The organism is Burkholderia sp. Bp9142, assembly GCF_003853415.1.
Lineage (GTDB): Bacteria > Pseudomonadota > Gammaproteobacteria > Burkholderiales > Burkholderiaceae > Burkholderia.
On the sequence record NZ_QTPP01000019.1, the window covers coordinates 52,130 to 74,053 of the forward strand.

The following is a 21,924-nucleotide window of genomic DNA, read 5'->3' on the forward strand; positions in this document are numbered from 1 at the left end:
CCCGCTGGCACCGACCGAACCACGCGCCGCGCACGCGTTACACGAAATGTGCGCGGATGCGCTGCGCGACCGATTCGAGCGTGCCCGCGTCGGCGATGTCGCGCGCATGCATCCGCAACTCGACGCCTTCCCAGCGCGGGATCACGTGGAAATGCACGTGCGGGACCGTCTGGCCCGCCGCCGCGCCGTTGAACTGGCCGATGAACACGCCGTCCGGCCCGAGCGCCGCGCGCACGGCCGCCGCGACGCGCTGCGTCATGCGGATGCCGGCCGCGGCCGCATCGCCGGACAGCTCGAAGATCTGCGCGGCCGGCTCCTTCGTGATCACGAGCACGTGACCGTCGGCCTGCGGCATGAGATCCATGATCGCGAGGGTCGCGTCGTCTTCGGCGACCTTCACGCACGGCAGTTCGCCGCGCAGGATCCTGGCGAACGGGTTGTTGTTGTCGTAGGACATGGCGTTTTCCGATTTTTCCGATTGCGGTTTGACTGGGAACGATGCCCGACGATTATCGGCCGACGGCGGTTCGGATTTCAACTTGTCAGGCCGTGTCGCCATGGCGGTGAACAATGCACGCCGGCTCGCGTGCGATGTCCGTCGACGAATGGAATATCCGGCCATCACGACGCGTTTACTCCGGGCGCAGGTTCGGGCCGCAAGAACGCGAACTCGCGCCGGACACCCGTCGGCTGCGCAGGCCGGCAGCCGGGATGACTGCTCGTGATCATCAACCGGAGTCATGCCATGGACCCTCTCCCTTCCTGTCGTTCACCCGCCCCGCCCGTCCTTGCCACTCACCTGCCGCTCTTTGCCCACGCCCGTCGCACGATGGCGCGCACGCTATGCCGCGCGGCTTGCGGTGCCGGGCTGGTTGCGTTGTCGTCGGCTTTCGCGTGGGCCGGCGGCAGCGACATCATCCTGCCGGTCGTCTCGTCGGTCACCGCGTCGACCGTGCCCGCCAACGGCGACCTCAACCCGTACGGCATCGCGTTCGTGCCGCGCGGCGTGCCGAACTGGAGCACGCTGAAACCGGGCGACGTCGTCGTGTCCAACTTCAACTCGGCGTCGAACGCGCAAGGCACCGGCACGACAATCGTGAAGCTGTCGCCCGGCAAAACGCCGGCAACGTTCTTCCAGGGCAGCAATCTCGGCCTGACGACCGCGCTCACGGTGCTGCGCAGCGGCTTCGTGCTGGTCGGCAACGTCCCCGCGCCTGACGGCAAGACCGTGGTCGCCCCGGGCTCGCTGCTCGTCATCGGGCCGCAAGGCAATCTGGTCACGCAACTGGTCAGCAACACGCTGCTCGACGGGCCCTGGGACATGACCGTGATCGATCACGGTCCGCGCGTGACCGCGTTCGTGTCGAACGTGCTGAACGGAACGGTCGCACGGATCGAACTGGCGATCGGCACCGACGGCGTCACGATGCTGCCAGGCTCGCGCATCATCGCGTCAGGCTACGTGAACCGGACCGATCCCAACGCCCTCGTCGTCGGCCCGACCGGCCTCGCGTACGACCCGAAAGTCGACGTCCTGTACGTCGCCTCCACCGGCGACAACGCGGTGTTCGCGATCCAGAACGCCGCGTCGACGAATCGCAACGGTGGCGTCGGACGGATGATCTACTTCGACGCGGCGCACCTGCACGGCCCGCTCGCCCTGGCGCTCGCGCCGAACGGCCATCTCGTGACCGCGAACGGCGACGCGGTCAACGCCGACCCGCTGCAACCGAGCGAGATCGTCGAATTCACGGTGGACGGGCGCTTCGTCGCGCAGATGCAGGTCGATACCGTGCCGGGCGCGGCATTCGGCCTCGCGTTCGGGCACGGCAGCAGAGGCCAGCCGCAGTTCGCGGCCGTCGACGACAACACGAATACCGCGACGGTCTGGACACTGCGCGTGGACGGCAACAACGCACCATGACGCACCACATGAACGGGCCGCATGCGGCCCGTTCGAACCTGCGCGAGCGACACATGCGATTCGCACACGCCGGGCACGATACCGCCTGACCGACGCCGCCCGGCGTCGCCCGCCCCCGCGATTGCCACCGCTTGCCCGAACCTGCGACACTGCCGGATCGTTGCCGGCCGGCACGCCTCCGAGGACGCTCGCGCATGACGATTCCCTTCAAATCGCTGATCCTGCGCGGTGCCGCGGTCGCGCTCGTCGCCGCGCTCGGCTACACCGGCTACATGCTGTCGCGGCTCGCGCCGATCGCGACGGGCTATGCCGCGAAGGCGCTGTGTTCCGGCGTGTTCGTATCGGGCCGTCCGGCCGCGTCGGTGATCGACGTCGACATCATGGCCGGCGTGCATCCGCTGCTGAAACTGGTGCGCCCGTCGATCGATCCCGAGCATCATCGCGCCGTCGCGACCTTCGCCGGCTTCGCGCGACGCGAGGCGGACTTCCGTCCCGGGCTCGGCTGCACGCTCGCGCTCGGGCCGTCGCCCGGCGTGCTGCCGGCCGCGCTGCCGCCCGTCGCCGACCCGCCGCCCGCGAAAGAAGCGGCGCCGGCCGTCGCGCCCGCCGGCATCGACTCCCGCAAGCTGCAGGCCGCGCTCGACCGCGCGTTCGACGAACCCGATCCGGCACGGCCGCGGCGCACCCGTGCGGTCGTCGTGATGTGGCGCGGGCAGGTGATCGCCGAACGCTACGCGCCCGGCTTCACGGCCGACACGCCGCTGCCCGGCTGGTCGATGACGAAGACCGTGACGGCCGCGCTGGTCGGCGTGCTCGTCGCGCGGCACAAGCTGTCGCCGGAGGCGTCGGCGCTGCTGCCCGAATGGCGCGACCGCGGCGACCCGCGCGCGCCGATCACGCTCGACGAGCTGCTGCGGATGACGAGCGGCCTGCAATTCAACGAAGACTACGACGACCCGCTGTCCGACGTCGCCGTGATGCTGTTCACACAGCCCGACACCGCGCGCTTCGCGTCGGCCAAGCCGCTCGCCGCAAAGCCCGGCACGCAGTGGTACTACTCGAGCGGCACGAGCGCGATCGTCGCACGCGTGATGCGCGACGCGATGGGCGGCACCGAGGACGACTACCTTGCGTTTCCGCGCCGCGCGCTGTTCGCGCCGCTCGGAATGCGCGGCGCGGTGTTCGAGCCCGATGCGGCCGGCACGCTCGGCAGCGCGTCGTTCATGTATGCGAGCGCGCGCGACTGGGCGCGCTTCGGGCAGCTTCTGCTGCAGGACGGGGTGTGGGACGGACAGCGGCTGCTGCCGGAAGGCTGGGTGCGCTACCTGACGCGCGCGACGCCGCTGTCGACGCGCCAGGAATTCGGCGCGCATCTGTGGGTCAAGGTGCCGGAGCCGTTCAACGATCGCGATGCGCACGCGAGCGCGATGCCGGCCGACGCGTTTCACGCGGTCGGCCATGAAGGCCAGTTCGTGAGCGTGGTGCCGAGCCGCGAACTGGTGGTCGTGCGGCTCGGGTTGTCGCGGCCGGAATCCGCGTGGAATCACGAGGCGTTTCTCGCGCGCGTGCTCGAGGCCGTACCGGCATCCGGCTCGTGACGGCCGCGGCGCGGCGGCGGCAATCAGGCCGCCACGCCGCCGCACCGCGCGACCTGCGATGCGTTACGGGTTCGCGCTGCCCGCGTACTGCTTGAAGCCTTCGCGCGTCGCCAGACGCTCGATGTAGCGCTTCGCCGCCGGGAAGTCCGAATGCTCGAACGGCGTGCCGAACCAGCGGTTCACCGACAGGCCGATCGGAATGTCGGCGAGCGTGAAATGATCGCCGGCCACGAACGCGCCGGTCGCCTCGAGCTGCGCGTTCAGCACCTTCATATGCGTCGTCCAGCCCGCGATCGACTGCGCGATCGCCGCCGGGTCCTGGTGATCGGGCGACTTGCGCACGAGGCCGAGGAACGCGCCGACCCACGAACGGTTCAGGTCCGACGCCTGCCAGTCGATCCACTGATCGACCCGCGCGCGTGCCTGCGGCTCGGCCGGATAGAGCGCGTCGCCGCCATAGCGGTTCGCGAGATAGCGGATGATCGTGTTCGACTCCCACAGCACGAAGTCGTCGTCCTTGATGACGGGCACGAGGCCGTTCGGATTCAGCGCGAGGTAGGTCGGGTCGTTGGTTGTGCGAAAGCCCGCGCCCCAGTCTTCCTGTTCGAACGGCAGGTTCAGCTCGGTGCACAGCCACAGCACCTTGCGGACGTTGATGGACGGGATCTTGCCGAGGATGTGCAGCATGCAGGCTCCTTGTGAGGTCGGATGCGAAGCGATCGGGACGCGCGACACGGCCCGAACGCGCTCCCGTCGAAGTTATACACGAGCGCGCGGGAATCGACAGGGCCGCACACGAAATCGGTGTTTCCGGCCCGCCGCCTCGCTCACATCGGCTTGAGCACCATCAGGAAATAGACGGTCAGCATCGCGAAAAACGCCGGATAGCCGAGCAGTTCCCAGCGCTTCGCATAGCGCCAGTAGCGCGCCGGCAGCGCGGCGTCGCCGTTCGCGTGCGCGAGCTTCGCCATCGCGGCCAGCTCGATCTGCAGCCACACGACCGGCAGCCAGCACGCGCCCGCGATCGCATACAGCACGATCGACGCGACGAGCCACGGTGTCTCCCACGGCCAGCCGGCCGTATGCGCGAGCCACAGTCCGGACGCGGGCTGGAACAGCACGGCCGGCGTCGTGAACCACCAGTCCGCGCGCACCACGAGGCGCGACACGGCGGCGATCGCCGGCACCGAGCGCGTGCGGTTCGCGAAGAACAGGTAGAACGCGGTGCCGAAGCCCGTGCCGACCATCAGCACCGAGGACAGGATATGCAGCGCCTTGACGACGAGATAGGTATTCATACGTGTTCTTCTTCTGAAAAAAGGATCAACAGGATCGCGAGAATCGGCACGTTCTTGAGCACGGGGCCGAACGGTTCGGCAAGCAGGCCGGGCATCGTGACCGCGATGACGGCCGAATACGCGACGATCAGCGCGCCTTGCGCGGCCCACAGGCGACGCGACGGCGCGGCAACGGTCGCCACGCCGAACGCGAAGTCCAGCGCGCAGGCCGCGTAGAGCGCGATCAGCGCGGGCAGCCCGGTCAGGTGCGCGCGGGCGAGCATCGCGAGGCTGTCGCTCAGCGGGTGGACGAAAGCGCTCACGACGGCCGTCCAGATCCAGACGATCGCAAGCGCGCCGAGCAGCAGCGGCCGCCGCCACATCGCGAGCGCGTCGCGGCGCAGCGTGATCGCGTCGGCGCCGATGAAACTGCGCAGGCCGCGCGGCGGCCGGCCGAGCACGGCCGCAAACGCCGCGGGATCGCCGGTGTTGCCGCCGCACAGCATCGTCCACGTGTCGCGGGTCAGCATCGCGCCCGGCATCGTGCCGAACAGCGCGGCCGCCGCGCCGACCAGCGGGCCCGGCAGCGCAATGCGGGCCGCCGCCGGGAAGCCCAGCGCGGCGCGATAGCTGCTCAGCATGTCGCGGTACTCGACTTCATCGCCGCCGACCGCGTCGATGACCGGGTTGCCGGCCGCCGGCGAATCGACGAGCCGTGCGACGAGTTCGGCGAGATCGTCGACGTGCACGGGGCGCAGCCGTTGATGGCCGCCCGCCGGCAACGCGTGCACGGGCAGGCTCGCGAGCATCCGGAAGAATCGTGCCGACGTGCCGGACGTTCCGTAGACGAGCGCGGGCCGCACGATCCGGTAATCGACCGGCAGCGTCTGCAGGAAGGTGTCGGCGGCGGACTTGCTGGCGAAATACGGCGTGTCGCCGCGCTCGACGCCCAGCGCCGAGATCTGGATCACGCGTCGCACGCCGGCGCGGCAGCATGCGGTGAAGAGCGCGCACGGCGCCGCGCGATGCACGGTATCGAGCGTCGCATCGCGCCGGTCGGCGAGGATCCCGACCGCATTGATCACGACGTCGACACCGTCCAGCCGGGCGAGCCACGCGTCGGGATCGAGATCCTTCGCGAAATCGATCGCGACGTCGTGCGGGCCGGCTGCATGCCGCACGCCGCGCAGCACGCGATGGCCGCCGGCTTCGAGCCGCGCGCCCAGCGCCCGCCCGATGAACCCGTTCGCGCCGCAGACGAGGATGTTCATGTCGCACTCCGCGGTGCGGCATGCCGGCGGATCGACAGCATGGCCTTGTTCATTTTCATCCTCTATCTACAGTTATTTCTGTAATTACAGAAATAACGACCTCAAAAAAAGCGGGCTGCGTGCCCGCACGTCCGATCCCGCTTACTTCGACGACTTGCGCCTGACCGCCTGGCTGATCTTCGCGCCGATCCCGAGCGCCTTCATCAGCGTGTCGGGCTTGAGCCGCAGCATCTCGTCCGACCAGGTCGTGAGCGTCTCGACGAACTGCAGCGTGTCGCGGATGCGCTGTTCGGTCTCGCGGCTTTCATCGGCGATCTCGGGGCTCGTCAGGCAATCGCGCAGCACCGTGAGCGTCGGTTCGATCTCGCGCTGCCGCCGCCCTTCGACAATCAGCTTGAACAGTTCCCAGATGTCGGTCGACGTCTCGAAGTGGTCGCGGCGATCGCCCAGCACGTGCACGACCTTCGCGAGCCGCCACGCCTGCAGTTCCTTCAGGCTGGTGCTGACGTTGGAGCGCGCGACGTTGAGCGTCTCGGCAATCTCGTCGGCCGCGACCGGCCGCCCGGCCAGGTACAGCAGCGCGTGAATCTGCGCGACGGTGCGGTTGACGCCCCAGCGCGAGCCCATTTCGCCCCAGTGGAGGATGAATCGTTCGGCGATCGGTGTGAGTTCCATGTCGGGAAATTTAGTTTTTTCAGTTATTTCTGTCAAGAGAGAAATAACTGACGGCGACGTGAATCGCTGCGCCGGCGGTCCGCCGCCGGGCGTTCGCGACGGCCGTCACCGCCCGCCTTTCCCTCCGTGCCCGCCCGCTTCCTTTACAATGCGCGGAATTTTTCCGATTTCAGGCCGTCCCCGCCTTTCTGACTAGACAGAGGTTTCCATGATCATCAAACCGCGCGTGCGTGGCTTCATCTGCGTGACGACTCATCCGGTCGGCTGCGAAGCCAACGTCAAGGAACAGATCGACTACGTGACTTCGCACGGCCCGATCGCCAACGGCCCGAAGAAGGTGCTCGTGATCGGCGCGTCGACCGGCTACGGCCTCGCCGCCCGGATCTCGGCCGCCTTCGGCTCGGGTGCGGACACGCTGGGCGTGTTCTTCGAGCGCGCCGGCAGCGAGACGAAGCCGGGCACCGCCGGCTGGTACAACAGCGCCGCGTTCGAGAAGTTCGCCGCGGAAAAGGGGCGCTATGCGCGCAGCATCAACGGCGACGCCTTCTCCGACAAGGTCAAGCAGGTCACGATCGACACCATCAAGCAGGATCTCGGCAAGGTCGACCTGGTCGTCTACAGCCTCGCGGCACCGCGCCGCACGCATCCGAAGACGGGCGAAACGATCAGCTCGACGCTCAAGCCGGTCGGCAAGTCGGTCACGTTCCGCGGCCTCGACACCGACAAGGAAGTGATCCGCGAAGTCTCGCTCGAGCCGGCGACGCAGGAAGAGATCGACGGCACCGTCGCCGTGATGGGCGGCGAGGACTGGCAGATGTGGATCGACGCGCTCGATGAAGCCGGCGTGCTGGCCGACGGCGCGAAGACGACCGCGTTCACGTATCTCGGCGAGCAGATCACGCACGACATCTACTGGAACGGCTCGATCGGCGAAGCGAAGAAGGATCTCGACAAGAAGGTGCTGTCGATCCGCGACACGCTGGCCGCGCACGGCGGCGATGCGCGCGTGTCGGTGCTGAAGGCCGTCGTCACGCAGGCGAGCTCGGCGATTCCGATGATGCCGCTCTACCTGTCGCTGCTGTTCAAGGTGATGAAGGAGAAAGGCACGCACGAAGGCTGCATCGAGCAGGTGTACGGGCTCCTGAAGGACAGCCTGTACGGCGCGACGCCGCACGTCGACGAAGCAGGCCGTCTGCGTGCGGACTACAAGGAACTCGATCCGCAAGTGCAGGGCAAGGTCGTCGCGATGTGGGACAACGTCACGAACGAGAACCTGTACGAGATGACCGACTTCGCCGGCTACAAGACCGAGTTCCTGCGCCTGTTCGGCTTCGAGATCGCCGGCGTCGACTACGACGCGGACGTGAACCCGGACGTGAAGATCCCGGGCATCATCGACACCACTGTCTGACGACCGGGCCCGCCGCGCGCAGGGGCGGGCGGCGGGCGGTCTTCCACGGGCGGCGTCAGAGCGGCGTCGCCTCGTCCAGATACACACCGGCCGACAGCGTGGCCTTCACCTGTCGCGTGAAGTCGTCGGTGGACACCTCCTCCGCACCGGATTCGATCGCGTCGTACGCCTGGCGCACGACGTCGGCCGGCGTCGCCTTGGGCACGTCGAGACCGCGCGTCAGGTCCGTATCGATGAAGCCGGCATGCAGCCCGACCACCTGCGTGCGCTGCTCGCGCAGCGAATGCCGCAGCCCGTTGGTCAGCGCCCACGCGGCCGACTTCGACACGCCGTAGCCCGACAGGATCGGCCGGTTCATCCAGCTCGCGACGGACAACACGTTCAGGATCGCGCCGCCGCCGTGGCCGGCGAGCGTTCCCGCGAACGCGCGCGACATCGCCAGCACCCCGAACACGTTGGTTTCGAGGTGATCGCGCAATGCGTCGACCGCGCCGTCGTCGGTCAGGCTGCCGAGCCGCGCGATGCCCGCGTTGTTGATCAGCAGCGTGACGTCGCGCGCGGCGTCGGCGGCCGCGGCGACCGCCGCCGGATCGGTCACGTCCAGCTTCACGGGCACCACGCCCGGCAGCGTCACGCTGGCCGGGTCGCGCGCGCCTGCATAGACCTTGCGCGCCCCGCGTGCGAGCGCCTGCTTCGCGAACTCGAGGCCAAGCCCGCGGTTCGCGCCCGTGACGAAAACGACTGCACCTTCGATCTTCATGATCGTTCCTTTCAGCGAGTGAATGAATCCCGTTCGCGCGGGTTCGCCGCGCGAACGGATCCGGTGGAAAACCACGCTGCCATCGCGTACCGAATCGCGGCACCGCCGGCGCCGGGAGCCGGATCGCCCCGCCGCCCGCGCACCGTGGCGCAAAAGACCGGTGCCGGCTTCCACCCGTGCCGCGCCGGTCGCTTCGCTTCGTTCGCGAAGTCGGCTACACTTGATGTCAATGTCGATCACCATTGTCTTTGCGGTTGCATTGTGTCAGCGCAATTCCGGCACGTCAATGGCGATCACCATTGTGTTTTTCAATCGATGCAATTGCCGGAATGAGGGAGAGATCGATGGGCGTCTCGAGACAACAGGCTGCCGAAAACCGCAACGCGATCGTCGCGGCCGCCGAGCGGCTGTTCCGGGTGCGCGGCGTCGACGCGGTGGGGTTGACGGAGCTGATGAAGGAGGCCGGCTTCACGCAGGGCGGCTTCTACAACCACTTCAAATCGAAGGATGCGCTGGTCGCCGCGGTGATGGAGAAGGCCATGCGGGACCGCGCGGATTCGCCGAACGCCGGCAGCGTCGCGAAACAGGTGACGTCGTACCTGTCGACCGCGCATCGCGACAATGTCGAAGCCGGCTGCCCGCTGTCCGGCTTCGCGGGCGACGCGCCGCGCCTGACCGACGCGGCGCGCGCCTGCTACGCGCACGGCGTCGCCGCGTATCTCGACCGGCTGGAACGGATGGTGGCCGCGGAAGGCGCGGCCGCGGCCGACACGCGCCGCGACGCGATCGCGGTCTTCAGCCAGATGGTCGGCGCGCTCGTGCTGTCGCGCGCGCTCGCCGGCACCGATCCGGCGCTGGCCGACGAGATCCTCGACGCGGGGCGGCGCACGCTCGTCGGGCAACCCGACGATCCGGCCGTGCCGGCGTAGCGGCACGGCGGGCGCCAGTCGCGCGCGATCGCTATTCCACGGCCCTCGCCGCATCCCACAGCGGCTGCCGGCCCAACGCGGCATGCCATGTTTCGAATTGCGTGCGCCACGACTCGAACGGTTGCTTCAGCGGATGACGCGGATCGTCGCTGAGCGCATACGCCATCCCTTCGATCAGCCAGCGCGGCTTGGTCGCGACCGCGAGGTTGCCGAGCACTTCGGCCTGGCGGTGATGGATCAGTTCGTGCGCGAGAAAGTAGGCTTGCCAGCCGCGCGGCGCGACGACCACGCCGAAATCCCCGAGCGTCAGTGCCGCGCGATCGCCGAGACCGAACTGGTCGGCACATGCGCGCGTCGAGCAGAACACGACGCGCGGCGCGTCGCGAAACGCGCCCACGGCCGCCGCCGCGCGCGCGTAGCCGTCGCGATAGAGCTGCTGCGCGGCGCCGAGCTTCGCCGCGTCGTCCGTGCAGATGTCCGCGCTCGGGCATGACACGCCGGGAAGCAACGCGGGCGCGACGACACGCAGCGGCTTGACGAGCGCGTACGCGGCAATCGGCAGCGCGACGAGCAGGCCCGTGAGGGCAAAGGCGACATGGGAGCGGTTCATCGAGGCGGCGGTTCGGGTGACGTTGTGGTGGCGTTTTAGTAGTGCTGTGGCGGCGTGTTCCAGCATGAATATATCGGAGCCGCACTGCCGCCGGCCGGCATTTCCTTTCCGCCCGGCCTCGAGCCTGCGGCCCCGCTCCGCCGCACGCGTGCCGATCGCGAACCGGATCGCGATCGCATCGCGCCCCGTTACACGAGCTGCTTGTGAAAATACGTGGTCGCGCACAACGCGCCGTCGGGCATCAGCGCATAGTTCGGCACGACGCCGACGCGCTGCCAGCCGGCCCGCTCGTACAGGCGCTCGGCATCGCCGCCCGTCACCGTGTCGAGCACGAGCACGGTCTTGCCGGCGTCGCGCGCGGCGTCATCGGCCGCCGCCATCAGCCGTGCGGCGATCCCCTGCCGGCGCGCATGACGGGACACGAGCATCTTCGCGATGTCCGCGCGGTGCGGCTGGTTCTCCGGCTGCGCGGTCACGACCTGCACGGTGCCGACGATCCGGCCGGCAGCGTTCTCGGCGACCAGCAGGATGCGCTCGCCGCTCGCGACGCCGTCGGCGACGCGCATCCAGAACGCGACGGCCGTCGAACGTTCGATCGGCAACATGAAGCTGACGGACGCGCCGCCTTCGACGCAATCGATCAGTACGTCGGCCAGCGCGTCGATGCACGCACGCGCTTCGCTCGCGTCGACGCGGCGGACGGTAACGGATTCGGTCATATCTTCTCCGGCAATCACGCGGACGGCACGCGTTCGGTGGCATGCGCCTGCCAGGATCCACAAGGAACACCGGCATGCGGTCGAGCATGCGCGCCGGCGGTCGGTGTCCGGCAACACGGCGCCCGGCCCGGTCGACGCGTTACCGCCCCATCATCCTACGCGGTGAAAATTCCCGTTGCATCGCCTATACTTAGCCGCATGGCTAACTTTCAACCCGGTATCAGCGACGTATTCCACGCACTCGCCGATCCGACGCGCTGCGCGATCGTCAGCGCGCTCGGCGACGGCGGGCGGACCGTTTCGGAACTGGCCGCGCCGTTCGACATGGCGTTGCCGTCGTTCATGAAGCATGTTGCGGTGCTCGAGCGCAGCGGCCTCGTCCAGACCCGGAAAGCCGGCCGCTCGCGCACCTGCGAGCTGGTCGGCGGCCGGCTGGCGGAAGCCGAGCAATGGCTCGCCGCGCAGCGCGCGCTGTGGGAAGCGCGCGCCGATCGTCTCGTGGAATTCGTCGAACGCCGCCATCAGGAGGAATACGCGCATGTCAGCAAGCCACGCCGAACCCGCCGAAGCCCATGACCTCGTCATCACGCGCACGCTGCGCGCGCCGCGCCCGGCGCTCTGGCGCGCCTGGACCGATCCCGAACTGCTGAAGGAGTGGTGGTGCCCGAAACCGTGGACCACCGAAGTGCGTGCGTTCGACCTGCGCCCGGGCGGCGCCTTCCACACGTTCATGCGCGGCCCCGACGGCGGCACGAGCGACAACCCCGGCTGCTTCCTCGACATCGTGCCGGAAGCGCGGATCGCGTTCACGTCGATGCTCGCGGGCGGCTGGCGCCCGCAGGTGCCGTGGCTGGGCTTCACGGCCATCATCACGATGGCCGACGACGACGCCGGTTGCCGCTACGAGGCGCGCGTGATGCATCCCGACGCGGCGACGCGCGAGCGCCACGAGGCACTCGGCTTCTTCGAAGGCTGGAACACCTGCATCACGCAACTCGACGAATTCGCGGCCGCGTTGCGCTGAATGCGGGCGAGTGTACGGTCCGATTGCATGCCGCCGCGCGCGCGCCTAGGATTCCTGAAGGAAGCGTGACGACACGCCGGCATCCGGCGTGCACCGTCGCGCGCGCTCCGCGGGAGGCGACATGCTGCACATGCACACGCATTCGACCCGGGTCAGCCGGCACCTGAACGCGCCGCGCGGGCGCGTCTACCGCGCGCTGCTCGACCCGCGCGCGGTCGAACAATGGAAGGTGCCCGACGGCATGACGTGCCGCGTCGACGCCTATGACGCGCGCGAAGGCGGCGCGCTGCGCGTGTCGCTGAGCTACGACGAACCGTCGGACGGCACCGGCAAGACCACCGCGCACACCGACACCTATCACGGCCGCTTCGTGACGCTCGTGCCCGACGAGCGGATCGTCGAAATCGACGTGTTCGAAACCGACGATCCGATGCTGCGCGGCGCCATGACGATCACGATCACGCTGTCCGACGAAGCAGGCGGCACGCGCGTCGATGCAGTGCACGACGGCGTGCCGCCGGGCGTGCCGGCCGCCGACAACGAGACCGGCTGGTGCATGGCGCTCGCCCGGCTCGCGGCGCTGGTGGAGACGGGCTAGAGCCACGCGACGCGCGCGATACGCGTCAGCCGAGCCGGTACACGTGCGAGACGGTCCCGCGGAACAGCGCGTCGCGCTCGTTCGGGCTGGCGTGCGCGGTCAGCCGCTTGAACGCGTTCCAGCCGTTCACGTACGAATACGAGCCCTTGTCGACCGGGAAATTGCTCTCGAACATGCAGCGCTCGGCGCCGAACGCGTCGATGCACGTATGCATCCACGGCTTCCATGCATCGGCGAGCTGTTCGGACGACGGCGGCCGCGCGCCCTTCTCGAAATCGAACCCGTTGATCCGCATGCCGAGGCCACCCACCTTCACGAATACGTTCGGCAGTTGCGCGAGTTCGCGCATCGACGCCGACCAGCGCTGGAACACTTCCGGCCGCTGGTCCGCATAGCTCGCGATCCGCACGACACCGCCGCAGTGATTGACGACGATCCGCGTGTCGGGGTTCGCCTTCGCCAGGTCGAACAGCTCGGGCAATTGAGGGAAGAACAGCCACGCGTCGTACGACAGTCCGAGCGGCGCGAGCTGCGCGACACCGGCCCGGTACGCGGGATCGAGCAGCAACCCGCGCGGCACCGCCGACAGCGGATTCGCGAGCGACGGATCGGCATCCCACGTGCTCAGGTGCCGAACGCCGCGAAAGCGTCCGCGCCCCGCGTCGAGATGCGCTTCGAGCACGTCGCGCACACGCTCGCCGAGCCGCAGGTCCGCATGCCCAACGATGCCTTTCGCGACGGCCGGACCGCTCTGCTGAAGCGGCGCGGTCGCGCCGGCGATGTAAGCCGTCTCGCCGACCGGCTTCAGTTCGGCCGGCCCCGCATCGCGATAGCGCGTCAGCGCCTGCATGTAGACGGAAGCCTGGATGTTGTGGCCCGACCGCGCATCCTGCAGATAGTCGTCGAGCATATAGATCCAGCCCGGCCGCTCGTAGAAGTGGTGATGCGCATCGACGATCGGCAGATCCGGCTCGAGTGCGGGTTCGAGCGCGGAGGCCAGCCAGTCGTTTCGTACCGCGAGATAGTTGCTTTGCGTCGTCATGCGGGAAGCTCCGTTTTCAGCCGGCGGGCGCGTGTCGGCCAATGCCGGGAGCGCGAGCGTGGCGGCGGCCGCGCCGAGCAACCGGCGTCGTTTGATCGAAATCGTCATGTCATTCGCTCCGGTCGAACGCGTACAGCGACAGCGTCAGCAGCGTCGTGATCGCCAGGACGATCGCGAGGCCGAGCATGCCGGCCGTGAAGGTGCCGAAGCTGTCCTTCAGGTAGCCGACGAGATAAGGGCCCGCGAATCCGCCGAGCGCGCCGATCGAATTGATCAGCGCCAGGCCGCCGGCCGCTGCCTGGCCGGACAGGAAGCGCGAAGGCAGCGTGTAGAAGATCGTACGTCCGGCAATCGTGCCGATCAGCGCGAGCGTGATGCCGACGAGCGCGGGCCCGAGCGTCAGGAAATGGGTCGACACGCCGAGCGCCACCGCGCCGATGAACAATCCGATCGCCAGGTTCGCGACCGGGCCGCCGCGCCGGTCCACCCGCTTCGCCCACCACAGCAGCGCGACCGTCGCGAAGAAGTAAGGTACCGCGGACAGCCAGCCGGTCTGCATCGTCGACATCCCGTGCGCCTTCAGCATTTGCGGCAGCCAGATGCCGATGCCGTACGAGCCCATCGTGAAGCCGAACGAGATCAGCGCGAGCAGGTACACGCGCACGTCTCGCAGCGCGACGCCGAAGCGCTTCTTGCGGCCGGCGGCGCCTTCGCGCTCGAACGCACGCTGCAGCGCCGCACGCTCGTCGTCCGACAGCCAGGCAGCCGTGGCCGGGGAGTCGGACAGGAGCTTCAGCACGAAAAAGCCGAGCGCGCACGCGGGCAGCCCTTCGACGATGAACATCCACTTCCAGCCTGCCAGGCCGAGCGCGCCGTCGAGTTGCAGCAGCCAGGTCGACAGCGGACCGCCGATCAGCGACGACAGCGGTGTCGACACCGTGAACCAGGCAAGCACGCGCGTGCGATAGCTCGCCGGAAACCACACCGCGAGGAAAAAGATCACGCCCGGAAAGAAGCCGGCCTCGCCGATGCCGAGCAGCAGCCGGATCGCATAAAAACTGGTCGGCCCCGTCGCGAGCGCGGTCGCCGCCGCCATCAGCCCCCACGTGATCATGATGCGCGCGAGCCAGCGCCGCGCGCCGAAGCGATACAGCGCGAGATTGCTCGGCACTTCGAACACGCAATAGCCCGCGAACATGATCCCCGCGCCCCAGCCGAACTGCGTCGCGGTCAGGCCGAGATCGCGGTTCATCGTCAGCGCCGCGAACCCGACGCTCGTGCGGTCGAGATAATTGAAGAAGTACGCGAGCGCGAGCAGCGGAATGAAGCGCCACGCGGCCTTGCGCACGGCCCGTTGCTCGATCGACGCGTCGGTCTCGCGATCGGCGGCCAGCGCCGGGGAAGCGGATGTCATGGTTGTCTCCGTGGATGCGGCAGTCCGCGCCCGCGCGATCGCGGGCGGGATGCCTTGTTCGTTCGATGGATCGCGGCGGCGCTACGCGCTCGCCACTTCGTTCGGCGACGGCGTATCGCCCGGTAAGCCCGTCACGCCCGGCGGCAGCCCGTCCGCACCGTGTCCGTGCCGCCCCGCGACGACGCCCGCTTCGATCAGCGCCCGCGCGTCGTCCGGCGTATAGCCGAGCTCGCCGAGCAGCGCGCAGGTGTCCTGACCGAGCGCGGGCGGTGCCGAACGCAGCCGCAGGCGCTCGCCCGCGAGCGTGAGCGGCAGCAGCGCGGTACGGGTGTCGACCGGCCGGCCGGCGCTGCTCGCGTCGGCCGGCAGCGTCACGGCTTCGAGGCCGCCGGTGGCGAGCAGGTGCGGATCGTCGAACAGGTCCTGCGGCTTCGTGATCGGCGCATACGGCAAGCCGATCGATTCGAACGTCGCGCCGATCTCCGCCGCCGAATGCGCGGCGAGCCGCGCACGCAGTTCAGGCAGCAGCCAGTCGCGGGCCTGCACGCGCAGGTTGTTCGTGGCGAGGCGCGCGTCGTCCTTCAGCGCGGCGAAGCCGAACGCGTCGCAAAACAGCGCCCACTGCGTGTCCGACACGACCGCGAGAAAGATCTGTTCGCCGTCCTTGACGGAGAACACGTCGTAGACGGCCCACGCGGAGATCCGGCTCGGCATCGGCGACGCGGCCTGCCCCGTCACCGCGAACTGCATCATGTGCTGCGCGACGAGGAACACGTTGTTCTCGAACAGCGAACTCTGCACCTGCTGGCCGCGGCCGGTGCGTTCGCGCTGCGCGAGCGCGGCCATCGCGCCGATCGCGCCGAACATCCCGCCCATGATGTCGTTCACGCTCGAGCCCGCACGCAACGGCCGGCCTTCGGGGCCCGTCATGTACGCGAGGCCGCCCATCATCTGCACCACTTCGTCGAGCGCGGTGCGATGTTCGTACGGCCCGGGCAGGAAGCCCTTGTGCGACACGTACACCAGGCGCGGATTCAGCGCGGACAGCGCCGGATAGCCGAGGCCGAGCCGGTCCATCGTGCCGCTCTTGAAGTTCTCGCTGAAGACGTCCGCGGTCGCGACGAGCCGCCGCACGATCTCGAGCCCGCGCGGATCCTTCACGTCGACCGCGAGGCTCTTCTTGTTGCGGTTGAACATCCCGAAGAAGCCCGCGCCGGAACCGCGCAGCGCGCGCGTGCTGTCGCCCGCGATCGGTTCGATCTTGATGACTTCCGCGCCGAGATCCGCGAGCAGCATCCCGCAGGTCGGACCCATCACCATGTGCGTCATCTCGATCACGCGCACGCCTTCGTACGGCAGCGGCGAAGCCGGTTGGCGATCGTTCATTGCGCGACTCCCGCGAGGCAGCCTTCCGGCTGGGCCGCGGTCGGCACCCGGCCGGCCGCATATCGGAAACCCTTCGGCAGCCCCGCGTCCGGCACATGGCCGTACAGCGCCTCGGCCGGCAGCGCCGCGTGCAGGATCGCGCGCGCGGCGAGCAGCGCGTCCACGTCGACGCCCGTGTCGTACCCCATCGACTCCAGCAGGAATACGAGATCCTCGGTGACGATGTTGCCGGTCGCGCCCGGCGCGTACGGGCAGCCGCCCAGGCCGCCCTGGCTCGCGTCGATCGTCGTCACGCCGGCGTCGAGCGCCGCGACGACATTGGCGAGCCCCTGCCCGCGGGTGTTGTGGAAGTGCGCGCCGCCGGCCTTGTCGCCGACTTCGCGCCGCAGGCGCATGAACAGCCGGCGCACCTGCGCCGGGTTCGCATAGCCGCTCGTATCGGAGAGCCCGATCTCGTCGACGCCGCATTCGGCCATCGCGACCGCCATCGCGATCGTCTCGTCGTCGCTGACGGCGCCCGCGATCGTGCAGCCGAACGCGACCGACACGCCCGCCTCGATCTGCACCGACGGAAACCGTGCATCGCGCAGCGCGACGATCGCGCGCACCTCGTCGATCATCTGCGCCGGCGTCTTGCGGATGTTCGCCAGCGAGTGCGCCTCGGTCACCGACACCGGCAGCGTCAGCTTGTGGACGCCCGCGTCGAACGCGCTTTCGGCGCCGCGCAGGTTCGGCGCCAGCGCGGCGACGTGCAACCCGGGAATCGCCAGCGCATGCGCGACGACTTCGCGCACGTCGGCCATCTGCGGCAACAGCCGCGCGGGCACGAACGACCCGACCTCGATCTCGCGCAAGCCGGCCGCCGCAAGCGCGGCGATCCAGCGCAACTTGCCGGCCGTCGGCATCACGGCCTTGATGCTCTGCAGGCCGTCACGCGGCCCGACTTCGCTGACCCGCACCTTCGGATATTCGGAAACGCTCATTCGACACCTCAAAGTTCTATCTAGAAGAACATCGTTCTGTTTGACGGAACTTTAGAGGCGCATCGAACGTGACGTAAGCGGGGTATACCCGTGAAATTGCGATTTTTTGGAACTTGAGTTCTGTCAGACAGAACGATATAGTCGATCGACCGCCACCCCAAGGAACCGCAAGCCGTGCCCCCGACCTCGACTCCCGCAGATCACACCGACGAAGCGCCCGATTCGTCGGCCGAAACCTCCAGCGGCGTCGCCGTCCTCGATCGCGCGTTCGCGATCCTCCATGCGTTCGGACCCACCGACGACCGGCTGTCGCTCGCGGAACTGTCGCGCCGCACCGGGCTGTACAAGAGCACGATCCTGCGCCTGCTCGCCGCGCTCGAGCACGGCGGCTTCGTGCGCAAGCTCGACGACGGCCAGTACGCGGTCGGACACGAGCCGTTGCGGCTGGCCGCGCTGTATCAACGCTCGTTCCGGGTCGGCCCGGTCGTCGAACCGCTGCTCGAGACGCTGAGCCGAGAACTCGGCGAAACGGCATCGTTCTACGTCCGGCATGGCGACATGCGCTCGGTGCTCTACCGCGTCGAACCCTCGCGCACGGTGCGTGTGTCGATCCGGGTCGGCGAGGAGTTTCCGGTTCGCCAGGGGGCGTCCGGGAAAGTGCTGCTCGCGTTCACCGACCCGCACGATGCACGGTGGGACGACGTCCGCGAACAGTTGTGGGCCGCGTCGTACGGCGAGCGCGACCCGGAGACGGCGTCGGCGTCCGCGCCGGTGTTCGGCGCAGCCGGCGATTGCGTCGGCGCGCTGACGGTGTCCGGCCCGAAATCGCGGCTTGCCGCCGCGCCGGCGATGGCCGCGGCGCTCGCGATGCTGTTGCCGCTCGCGCAGAAGGCGACCGTCGCGCTCGGTGGCGCAGGCGCGCGCTACGACGCGCCGGCCGTGCGCGACAGTCTCGCGCGGTTCGCGGCGGCGGCGGACGATACCGCGCAGCCCTAGCCGGCCACGCGCGTCCGGCGGCGCGACAGCGCAAAAGGCGGCCGCATGCGACACTGCCCACCAACACCTGCACCGCGCCGCCCGGCGCGATACACAACTGCCGTCCGGACACGTGGAAGGGAACCCCCTCGATGAACGCAGCGCGCACCGCCACCTGGTATTTCGATTTCGTTTCGCCGTTCGCCTACCTGCAGCAGGAACGGTTCGATCAACTACCGCCTGCCGCCGCATACGCGCCGAAGCCGATCGTGCTTGGCGCGCTGCTCGCGCACTGGGGCCAGAAAGCGCCGGCCGAGATCGCGGCGAAGCGCATCTTCACCTATCGCCACGCGCAATACCGCGCGGACAAGCTCGGCATTCCATTCCGGATGCCGCCCGCGCACCCGTTCAACCCGATCCGGCCGCTGCGTCTCGCGATCGCGATGGGCAGCTCGCCCGATGCGATCCGGCGGATCTTCCGGCACATCTGGCGCGACGGCCAGGACGTGTCGACGCCGGACGGCTTCGCCGCGCTGTGCGAGGCGGTCGGTTTTCCCGAAGGCGTGACGGCCGTCGAAGCGCAGCCGGTGAAGGATGCACTGCGCGCGAACACCGATCAGGCGATCGCGCACGGCGTGTTCGGCGTGCCGACCTTCGAACTCGACGGCGACCTCTTCTGGGGCGACGATGCGACCGACATGTTCGTCGACTGCGCGACGTCCCGCGCGTGGCTCGACTCGCCTGAAGTGCGTCGCATCAGCGCGCTGCCCGAAGGCATCCGGCGCGGCTGACGCTGCACGCGACGGCGCTCACGTGTCGCGCCCTTCGACGAGCGGCGGCACGGCCTCGCGCATCATCGCGACGAAACGCACGAGCCGCGACGGATAGAACTGCGCGTGCGGGTAGGTCAGGTAGACCGGCAACGGCGCGGCCTGCCAGTCGGGCGCGAGATGCACGAGCTCGCCGCGCGCGAGATGGTCCGCCAGCATCCAGGACGAACCGACGCACGCGCCGACCCCGAGCAGCGCCGCGCTGCGCAGCGCGTAGAGATTCGCGGTCGTGATGCGCGGCCGGATCGCGATGCGTCGCGTGTCGCCCGTGACGGCGTGCGTCAACGTCAACTCGGTCCGGTAATACGTGCGCAGCGCGAGCCACGGCAACGCGGCGAGCGCGTCGGGATCGGCGGGCGCATCCGCGCCGTTCAGCACGGACGGTGCGGCCACCACGAAGCGCGGCACCTTCGACAGCCGGATCGCGACCACGCCCGGATCGGTCGGCTCGCCCACCTGGATCGCGCAGTCGATCCCGCTGCCGACGAAATCGCGCACCTCGTCCTGCAGCAGCCATTCCACCGAGACGCGCGGATACTCGCGCAGGTACTGCGCAAGCGGCGCGACGAAACGCTCCTGCCCGAACGCATGCGGCACCGCGACGCGCAACAGGCCGTCGGGCTCCTCCTGCGCGCCGCGCAGGTCGGCCTCGAACGCCGCCCAGTTCGCGAGCAGTTCCTTCGCGCGCGTGAAGCAGCGCTCGCCGTCGACGGTCAGCCGCATCGCATGGGTCGTCCGCTGCAGCAGCCGCATCCCGAGCGAGCGTTCGAGCGCCTGCAGCCGCCGGCTGATGGTCGGCTGCGTCGTGTGCAGCTGCGCGGCGGCGGCCGACAGGCTGCCTGCCTCGACTATGCGCACGAAGGTTTCCATCAGCTCGAAACGATAGCCGGCGCCGTCGACCGGCACCGCCTGAACGCGCGGAGAGCCGCCAGTAGCGGGCGAAGCGGGGATTTTTTCAGTCATTCGCCAAGCGTATAACAAATCTTCGACGGACGGCACTACCGTGGCCGGCCGCCGGTCGGCACACTCGCGTCCATCCGTTACCCGAACAAGGATGTACGCGATGTCCACTCCGACCCGTCTCGACGCCGCGCCCCGCGCGGCCCATGCACCGGCCCGCGCGGCCGCCTCCTCGATGCCCGATCGCCGGCTCGTGCTGCTGCTCGCCGCGGCAGCCGGTCTCGGCGTCGCGCCGCTCTACTATGCGCAGCCGATGCTCGCCGCGCTCGGGCCCGATCTCGGCGCGTCGGCACGCGCGATCGGCTTCGTGCCGACGCTCACGCAGCTCGGCTATGCGCTCGGCATCCTGCTGCTCGCGCCGCTCGGCGACCGCTTCGACCGGCGCCGGGTGATCGTGACGAAAGCCGCCGCGCTGGTCGTCTCGTTGCTGCTCGCGGCGGTCGCGCCGTCGCTCGGGCTGCTGCTGGCCGCGAGCTTCGCGATCGGCCTGACCGCGACGATGGCGCAGGACGTCGTGCCGGCCGCCGCGACACTCGCGCACGACACGCATCGCGGCCGCATCGTCGGCACGGTGATGACGGGGCTGCTGCTCGGCATCCTGCTGTCGCGCGTCGTCGCAGGCTTCGTGGCGGAAACGGCCGGCTGGCGCGTGATGTTCGCGCTCGCGGCCGCCAGCGTCGCCGCCATCGGCGTCGTGGCCGCACGCGGGCTGCCGCGCTTCGAGCCGACCACGCAGTTGTCGTACCGCGCGCTGATCGGGTCGCTCGGCGAACTGTGGCGCCGCCATCCGGCGCTACGCCGCGCCGCGTTCGCGCAAGGGCTGCTGGCGGTCGGGTTCAGCGCGTTCTGGTCGACGCTCGCGGTGATGCTGCACGGCGCGCCGTTCCACCTCGGCAGCGCAGCCGCCGGCGCATTCGGCCTGGCAGGCGCTGCCGGCGCACTGGCCGCGCCCATTGCCGGACGCCTCGCCGATCACCACGGTCCGGAGCGCGTCACGCAGGTCGGCATCGGGATCGCGACCGTGTCGTTCGCCGCGATGGCCGCCGCGCCGCTGATGACGCCGCATGCGCAACTCGCGCTGCTCGCGGCCGCGACGATCGGCTTCGATCTCGGGGTGCAGGCCACGCTGATCGCGCACCAGGCGATCGTCTACCGGATCGACCCTGCGTCGCGCAGCCGCCTCAACGCGGTGCTGTTCGTCGGCATGTTCATCGGGATGGCGGCCGGTGCCGCGCTCGGCAGTTCATTGCTCGCGCAACTGGGCTGGAATGCGGTGATCGTGCTGGCCGTGGCGACGTCGCTGGCCGCGCTGGCCGTGCGCATGTGGCGCCGGTAAGGCCCGGCATCGCGCATGCGGGGCGGGCAGGCCGCAGGGCTTGCCCGCCTTTTCTTTTATTTTCTTTCGGTGCTGCGCGGCCCGGCGCAGCGCGGCAGATCCGTGCGAGACGCGGGACGCATCCGGTCATCCGGTGCAAGGTGTGCGACGGTTCGACGAATTGCCTAGTTCAACCGATTATTTTTCGCCGGCACGGAAGCAT

Annotated in this window: 23 protein-coding genes; 10 read left to right on the forward strand and 13 right to left on the reverse strand. The window is 69.1% G+C overall.

Features of this window, described 5'->3' with window-relative positions; all coding sequences use genetic code 11:
* Positions 1 to 37: 37 nt before the first annotated feature.
* Positions 38 to 457 (reverse strand): HIT family protein, encoded by a 420-nt coding sequence (locus DIE22_RS21105; protein WP_124497247.1) that lies wholly within the window; start codon positions 455 to 457, stop codon positions 38 to 40.
* A gap of 288 nt (positions 458 to 745) precedes the next feature.
* On the opposite strand from DIE22_RS21105, the gene DIE22_RS21110 reads away from it, so the two are divergent.
* A complete protein-coding gene (locus DIE22_RS21110; protein WP_185640661.1) occupies positions 746 to 1,924 on the forward strand; it encodes a hypothetical protein in 1,179 nt (392 codons plus the stop codon).
* 194 nt (positions 1,925 to 2,118) lie between these two features.
* Positions 2,119 to 3,522, forward strand: coding sequence for a serine hydrolase (locus tag DIE22_RS21115; RefSeq protein ID WP_124497248.1), 1,404 nt, complete (start codon positions 2,119 to 2,121; stop codon positions 3,520 to 3,522).
* A 63-nt stretch (positions 3,523 to 3,585) separates the two neighbouring features.
* On the opposite strand, the gene DIE22_RS21120 is transcribed toward DIE22_RS21115, so the two are convergent.
* From DIE22_RS21120 to DIE22_RS21135, 4 genes are all read right to left on the reverse strand, one after another.
* Positions 3,586 to 4,209: a glutathione S-transferase family protein gene (locus DIE22_RS21120; RefSeq protein ID WP_124606034.1), complete on the reverse strand. Its 624-nt coding sequence runs from the start codon at positions 4,207 to 4,209 to the stop codon at positions 3,586 to 3,588.
* Between the two features lie 140 nt (positions 4,210 to 4,349).
* On the reverse strand, positions 4,350 to 4,820 hold the full coding sequence (locus DIE22_RS21125; RefSeq protein WP_124497250.1) for a DUF2269 domain-containing protein: 471 nt from the start codon (positions 4,818 to 4,820) through the stop codon (positions 4,350 to 4,352).
* The gene (locus DIE22_RS21130) at positions 4,817 to 6,070 is read right to left on the reverse strand and encodes an SDR family oxidoreductase (RefSeq protein WP_124497251.1); all 1,254 of its coding nucleotides are present in this window, start codon (positions 6,068 to 6,070) and stop codon (positions 4,817 to 4,819) included. Before DIE22_RS21130 ends, DIE22_RS21125 begins: the two co-directional genes overlap by 4 nt.
* Positions 6,071 to 6,211: 141 nt before the next feature.
* A complete protein-coding gene (locus DIE22_RS21135) occupies positions 6,212 to 6,745 on the reverse strand; it encodes a GbsR/MarR family transcriptional regulator (RefSeq protein WP_124497252.1) in 534 nt (177 codons plus the stop codon).
* Positions 6,746 to 6,953: 208 nt separating this feature from the next.
* Between DIE22_RS21135 and fabV the strand changes: the two genes are divergently transcribed.
* Positions 6,954 to 8,156, forward strand: a complete 1,203-nt coding sequence (gene fabV, locus DIE22_RS21140; RefSeq protein ID WP_124497253.1) for an enoyl-ACP reductase FabV — start codon at positions 6,954 to 6,956, stop codon at positions 8,154 to 8,156.
* 55 nt (positions 8,157 to 8,211) lie between these two features.
* Here fabV and DIE22_RS21145 read toward each other — a convergent pair whose 3' ends face one another.
* Complete coding sequence (locus DIE22_RS21145; RefSeq protein ID WP_124606035.1) at positions 8,212 to 8,916, reverse strand: SDR family oxidoreductase; 705 nt, start codon at positions 8,914 to 8,916, stop codon at positions 8,212 to 8,214.
* Positions 8,917 to 9,260: 344 nt separating this feature from the next.
* On the opposite strand from DIE22_RS21145, the gene DIE22_RS21150 reads away from it, so the two are divergent.
* Positions 9,261 to 9,845 carry a TetR/AcrR family transcriptional regulator gene (locus DIE22_RS21150; protein ID WP_124497255.1) on the forward strand — a complete coding sequence of 195 codons (585 nt, stop codon included), beginning with the start codon at positions 9,261 to 9,263 and terminating at the stop codon, positions 9,843 to 9,845.
* 31 nt (positions 9,846 to 9,876) lie between these two features.
* Here the strand turns inward: DIE22_RS21150 and DIE22_RS21155 are convergent, their stop codons facing one another.
* Together DIE22_RS21155 and DIE22_RS21160 are read right to left on the reverse strand one after the other, a co-directional pair.
* Positions 9,877 to 10,455: a hypothetical protein gene (locus DIE22_RS21155; RefSeq protein ID WP_124497311.1), complete on the reverse strand. Its 579-nt coding sequence runs from the start codon at positions 10,453 to 10,455 to the stop codon at positions 9,877 to 9,879.
* 188 nt (positions 10,456 to 10,643) lie between these two features.
* Positions 10,644 to 11,174, reverse strand: coding sequence for a GNAT family N-acetyltransferase (locus tag DIE22_RS21160; protein WP_124497256.1), 531 nt, complete (start codon positions 11,172 to 11,174; stop codon positions 10,644 to 10,646).
* A 198-nt stretch (positions 11,175 to 11,372) separates the two neighbouring features.
* Between DIE22_RS21160 and DIE22_RS21165 the strand changes: the two genes are divergently transcribed.
* From DIE22_RS21165 to DIE22_RS21175, 3 genes are all read left to right on the forward strand, one after another.
* Complete coding sequence (locus DIE22_RS21165; protein WP_124497312.1) at positions 11,373 to 11,750, forward strand: ArsR/SmtB family transcription factor; 378 nt, start codon at positions 11,373 to 11,375, stop codon at positions 11,748 to 11,750.
* Complete coding sequence (locus DIE22_RS21170) at positions 11,713 to 12,198, forward strand: SRPBCC family protein (protein WP_124497257.1); 486 nt, start codon at positions 11,713 to 11,715, stop codon at positions 12,196 to 12,198. The genes DIE22_RS21165 and DIE22_RS21170 overlap by 38 nt, the downstream gene beginning before the upstream one ends.
* A 121-nt stretch (positions 12,199 to 12,319) precedes the next feature.
* A complete protein-coding gene (locus tag DIE22_RS21175) occupies positions 12,320 to 12,796 on the forward strand; it encodes an SRPBCC family protein (RefSeq protein WP_124497258.1) in 477 nt (158 codons plus the stop codon).
* A gap of 25 nt (positions 12,797 to 12,821) precedes the next feature.
* Here the strand turns inward: DIE22_RS21175 and DIE22_RS21180 are convergent, their stop codons facing one another.
* From DIE22_RS21180 to DIE22_RS21195, 4 genes are all read right to left on the reverse strand, one after another.
* Positions 12,822 to 13,946 carry an amidohydrolase gene (locus tag DIE22_RS21180; RefSeq protein ID WP_124497259.1) on the reverse strand — a complete coding sequence of 375 codons (1,125 nt, stop codon included), beginning with the start codon at positions 13,944 to 13,946 and terminating at the stop codon, positions 12,822 to 12,824.
* A gap of 1 nt (position 13,947) precedes the next feature.
* Positions 13,948 to 15,252, reverse strand: coding sequence for an MFS transporter (locus tag DIE22_RS21185; protein ID WP_124497260.1), 1,305 nt, complete (start codon positions 15,250 to 15,252; stop codon positions 13,948 to 13,950).
* 81 nt (positions 15,253 to 15,333) lie between these two features.
* Positions 15,334 to 16,638 (reverse strand): CaiB/BaiF CoA-transferase family protein, encoded by a 1,305-nt coding sequence (locus DIE22_RS21190; protein WP_124497261.1) that lies wholly within the window; start codon positions 16,636 to 16,638, stop codon positions 15,334 to 15,336.
* On the reverse strand, positions 16,635 to 17,621 hold the full coding sequence (locus DIE22_RS21195) for a hydroxymethylglutaryl-CoA lyase (RefSeq protein ID WP_124606036.1): 987 nt from the start codon (positions 17,619 to 17,621) through the stop codon (positions 16,635 to 16,637). Before DIE22_RS21195 ends, DIE22_RS21190 begins: the two co-directional genes overlap by 4 nt.
* 174 nt (positions 17,622 to 17,795) lie before the next feature.
* Here DIE22_RS21195 and DIE22_RS21200 point away from each other — a divergent pair, with 174 nt between their 5' ends.
* Positions 17,796 to 18,617 carry an IclR family transcriptional regulator gene (locus DIE22_RS21200; RefSeq protein ID WP_124497263.1) on the forward strand — a complete coding sequence of 274 codons (822 nt, stop codon included), beginning with the start codon at positions 17,796 to 17,798 and terminating at the stop codon, positions 18,615 to 18,617.
* A 131-nt stretch (positions 18,618 to 18,748) separates the two neighbouring features.
* The gene (locus DIE22_RS21205) at positions 18,749 to 19,387 is read left to right on the forward strand and encodes a 2-hydroxychromene-2-carboxylate isomerase (protein ID WP_124497264.1); all 639 of its coding nucleotides are present in this window, start codon (positions 18,749 to 18,751) and stop codon (positions 19,385 to 19,387) included.
* Between the two features lie 18 nt (positions 19,388 to 19,405).
* Here the strand turns inward: DIE22_RS21205 and DIE22_RS21210 are convergent, their stop codons facing one another.
* Positions 19,406 to 20,389 carry a LysR family transcriptional regulator gene (locus DIE22_RS21210; protein WP_124497265.1) on the reverse strand — a complete coding sequence of 328 codons (984 nt, stop codon included), beginning with the start codon at positions 20,387 to 20,389 and terminating at the stop codon, positions 19,406 to 19,408.
* Positions 20,390 to 20,489: 100 nt separating this feature from the next.
* On the opposite strand from DIE22_RS21210, the gene DIE22_RS21215 reads away from it, so the two are divergent.
* Positions 20,490 to 21,722, forward strand: a complete 1,233-nt coding sequence (locus DIE22_RS21215) for an MFS transporter (RefSeq protein WP_124497266.1) — start codon at positions 20,490 to 20,492, stop codon at positions 21,720 to 21,722.
* The last annotated feature ends 202 nt before the right edge of the window (positions 21,723 to 21,924 follow it).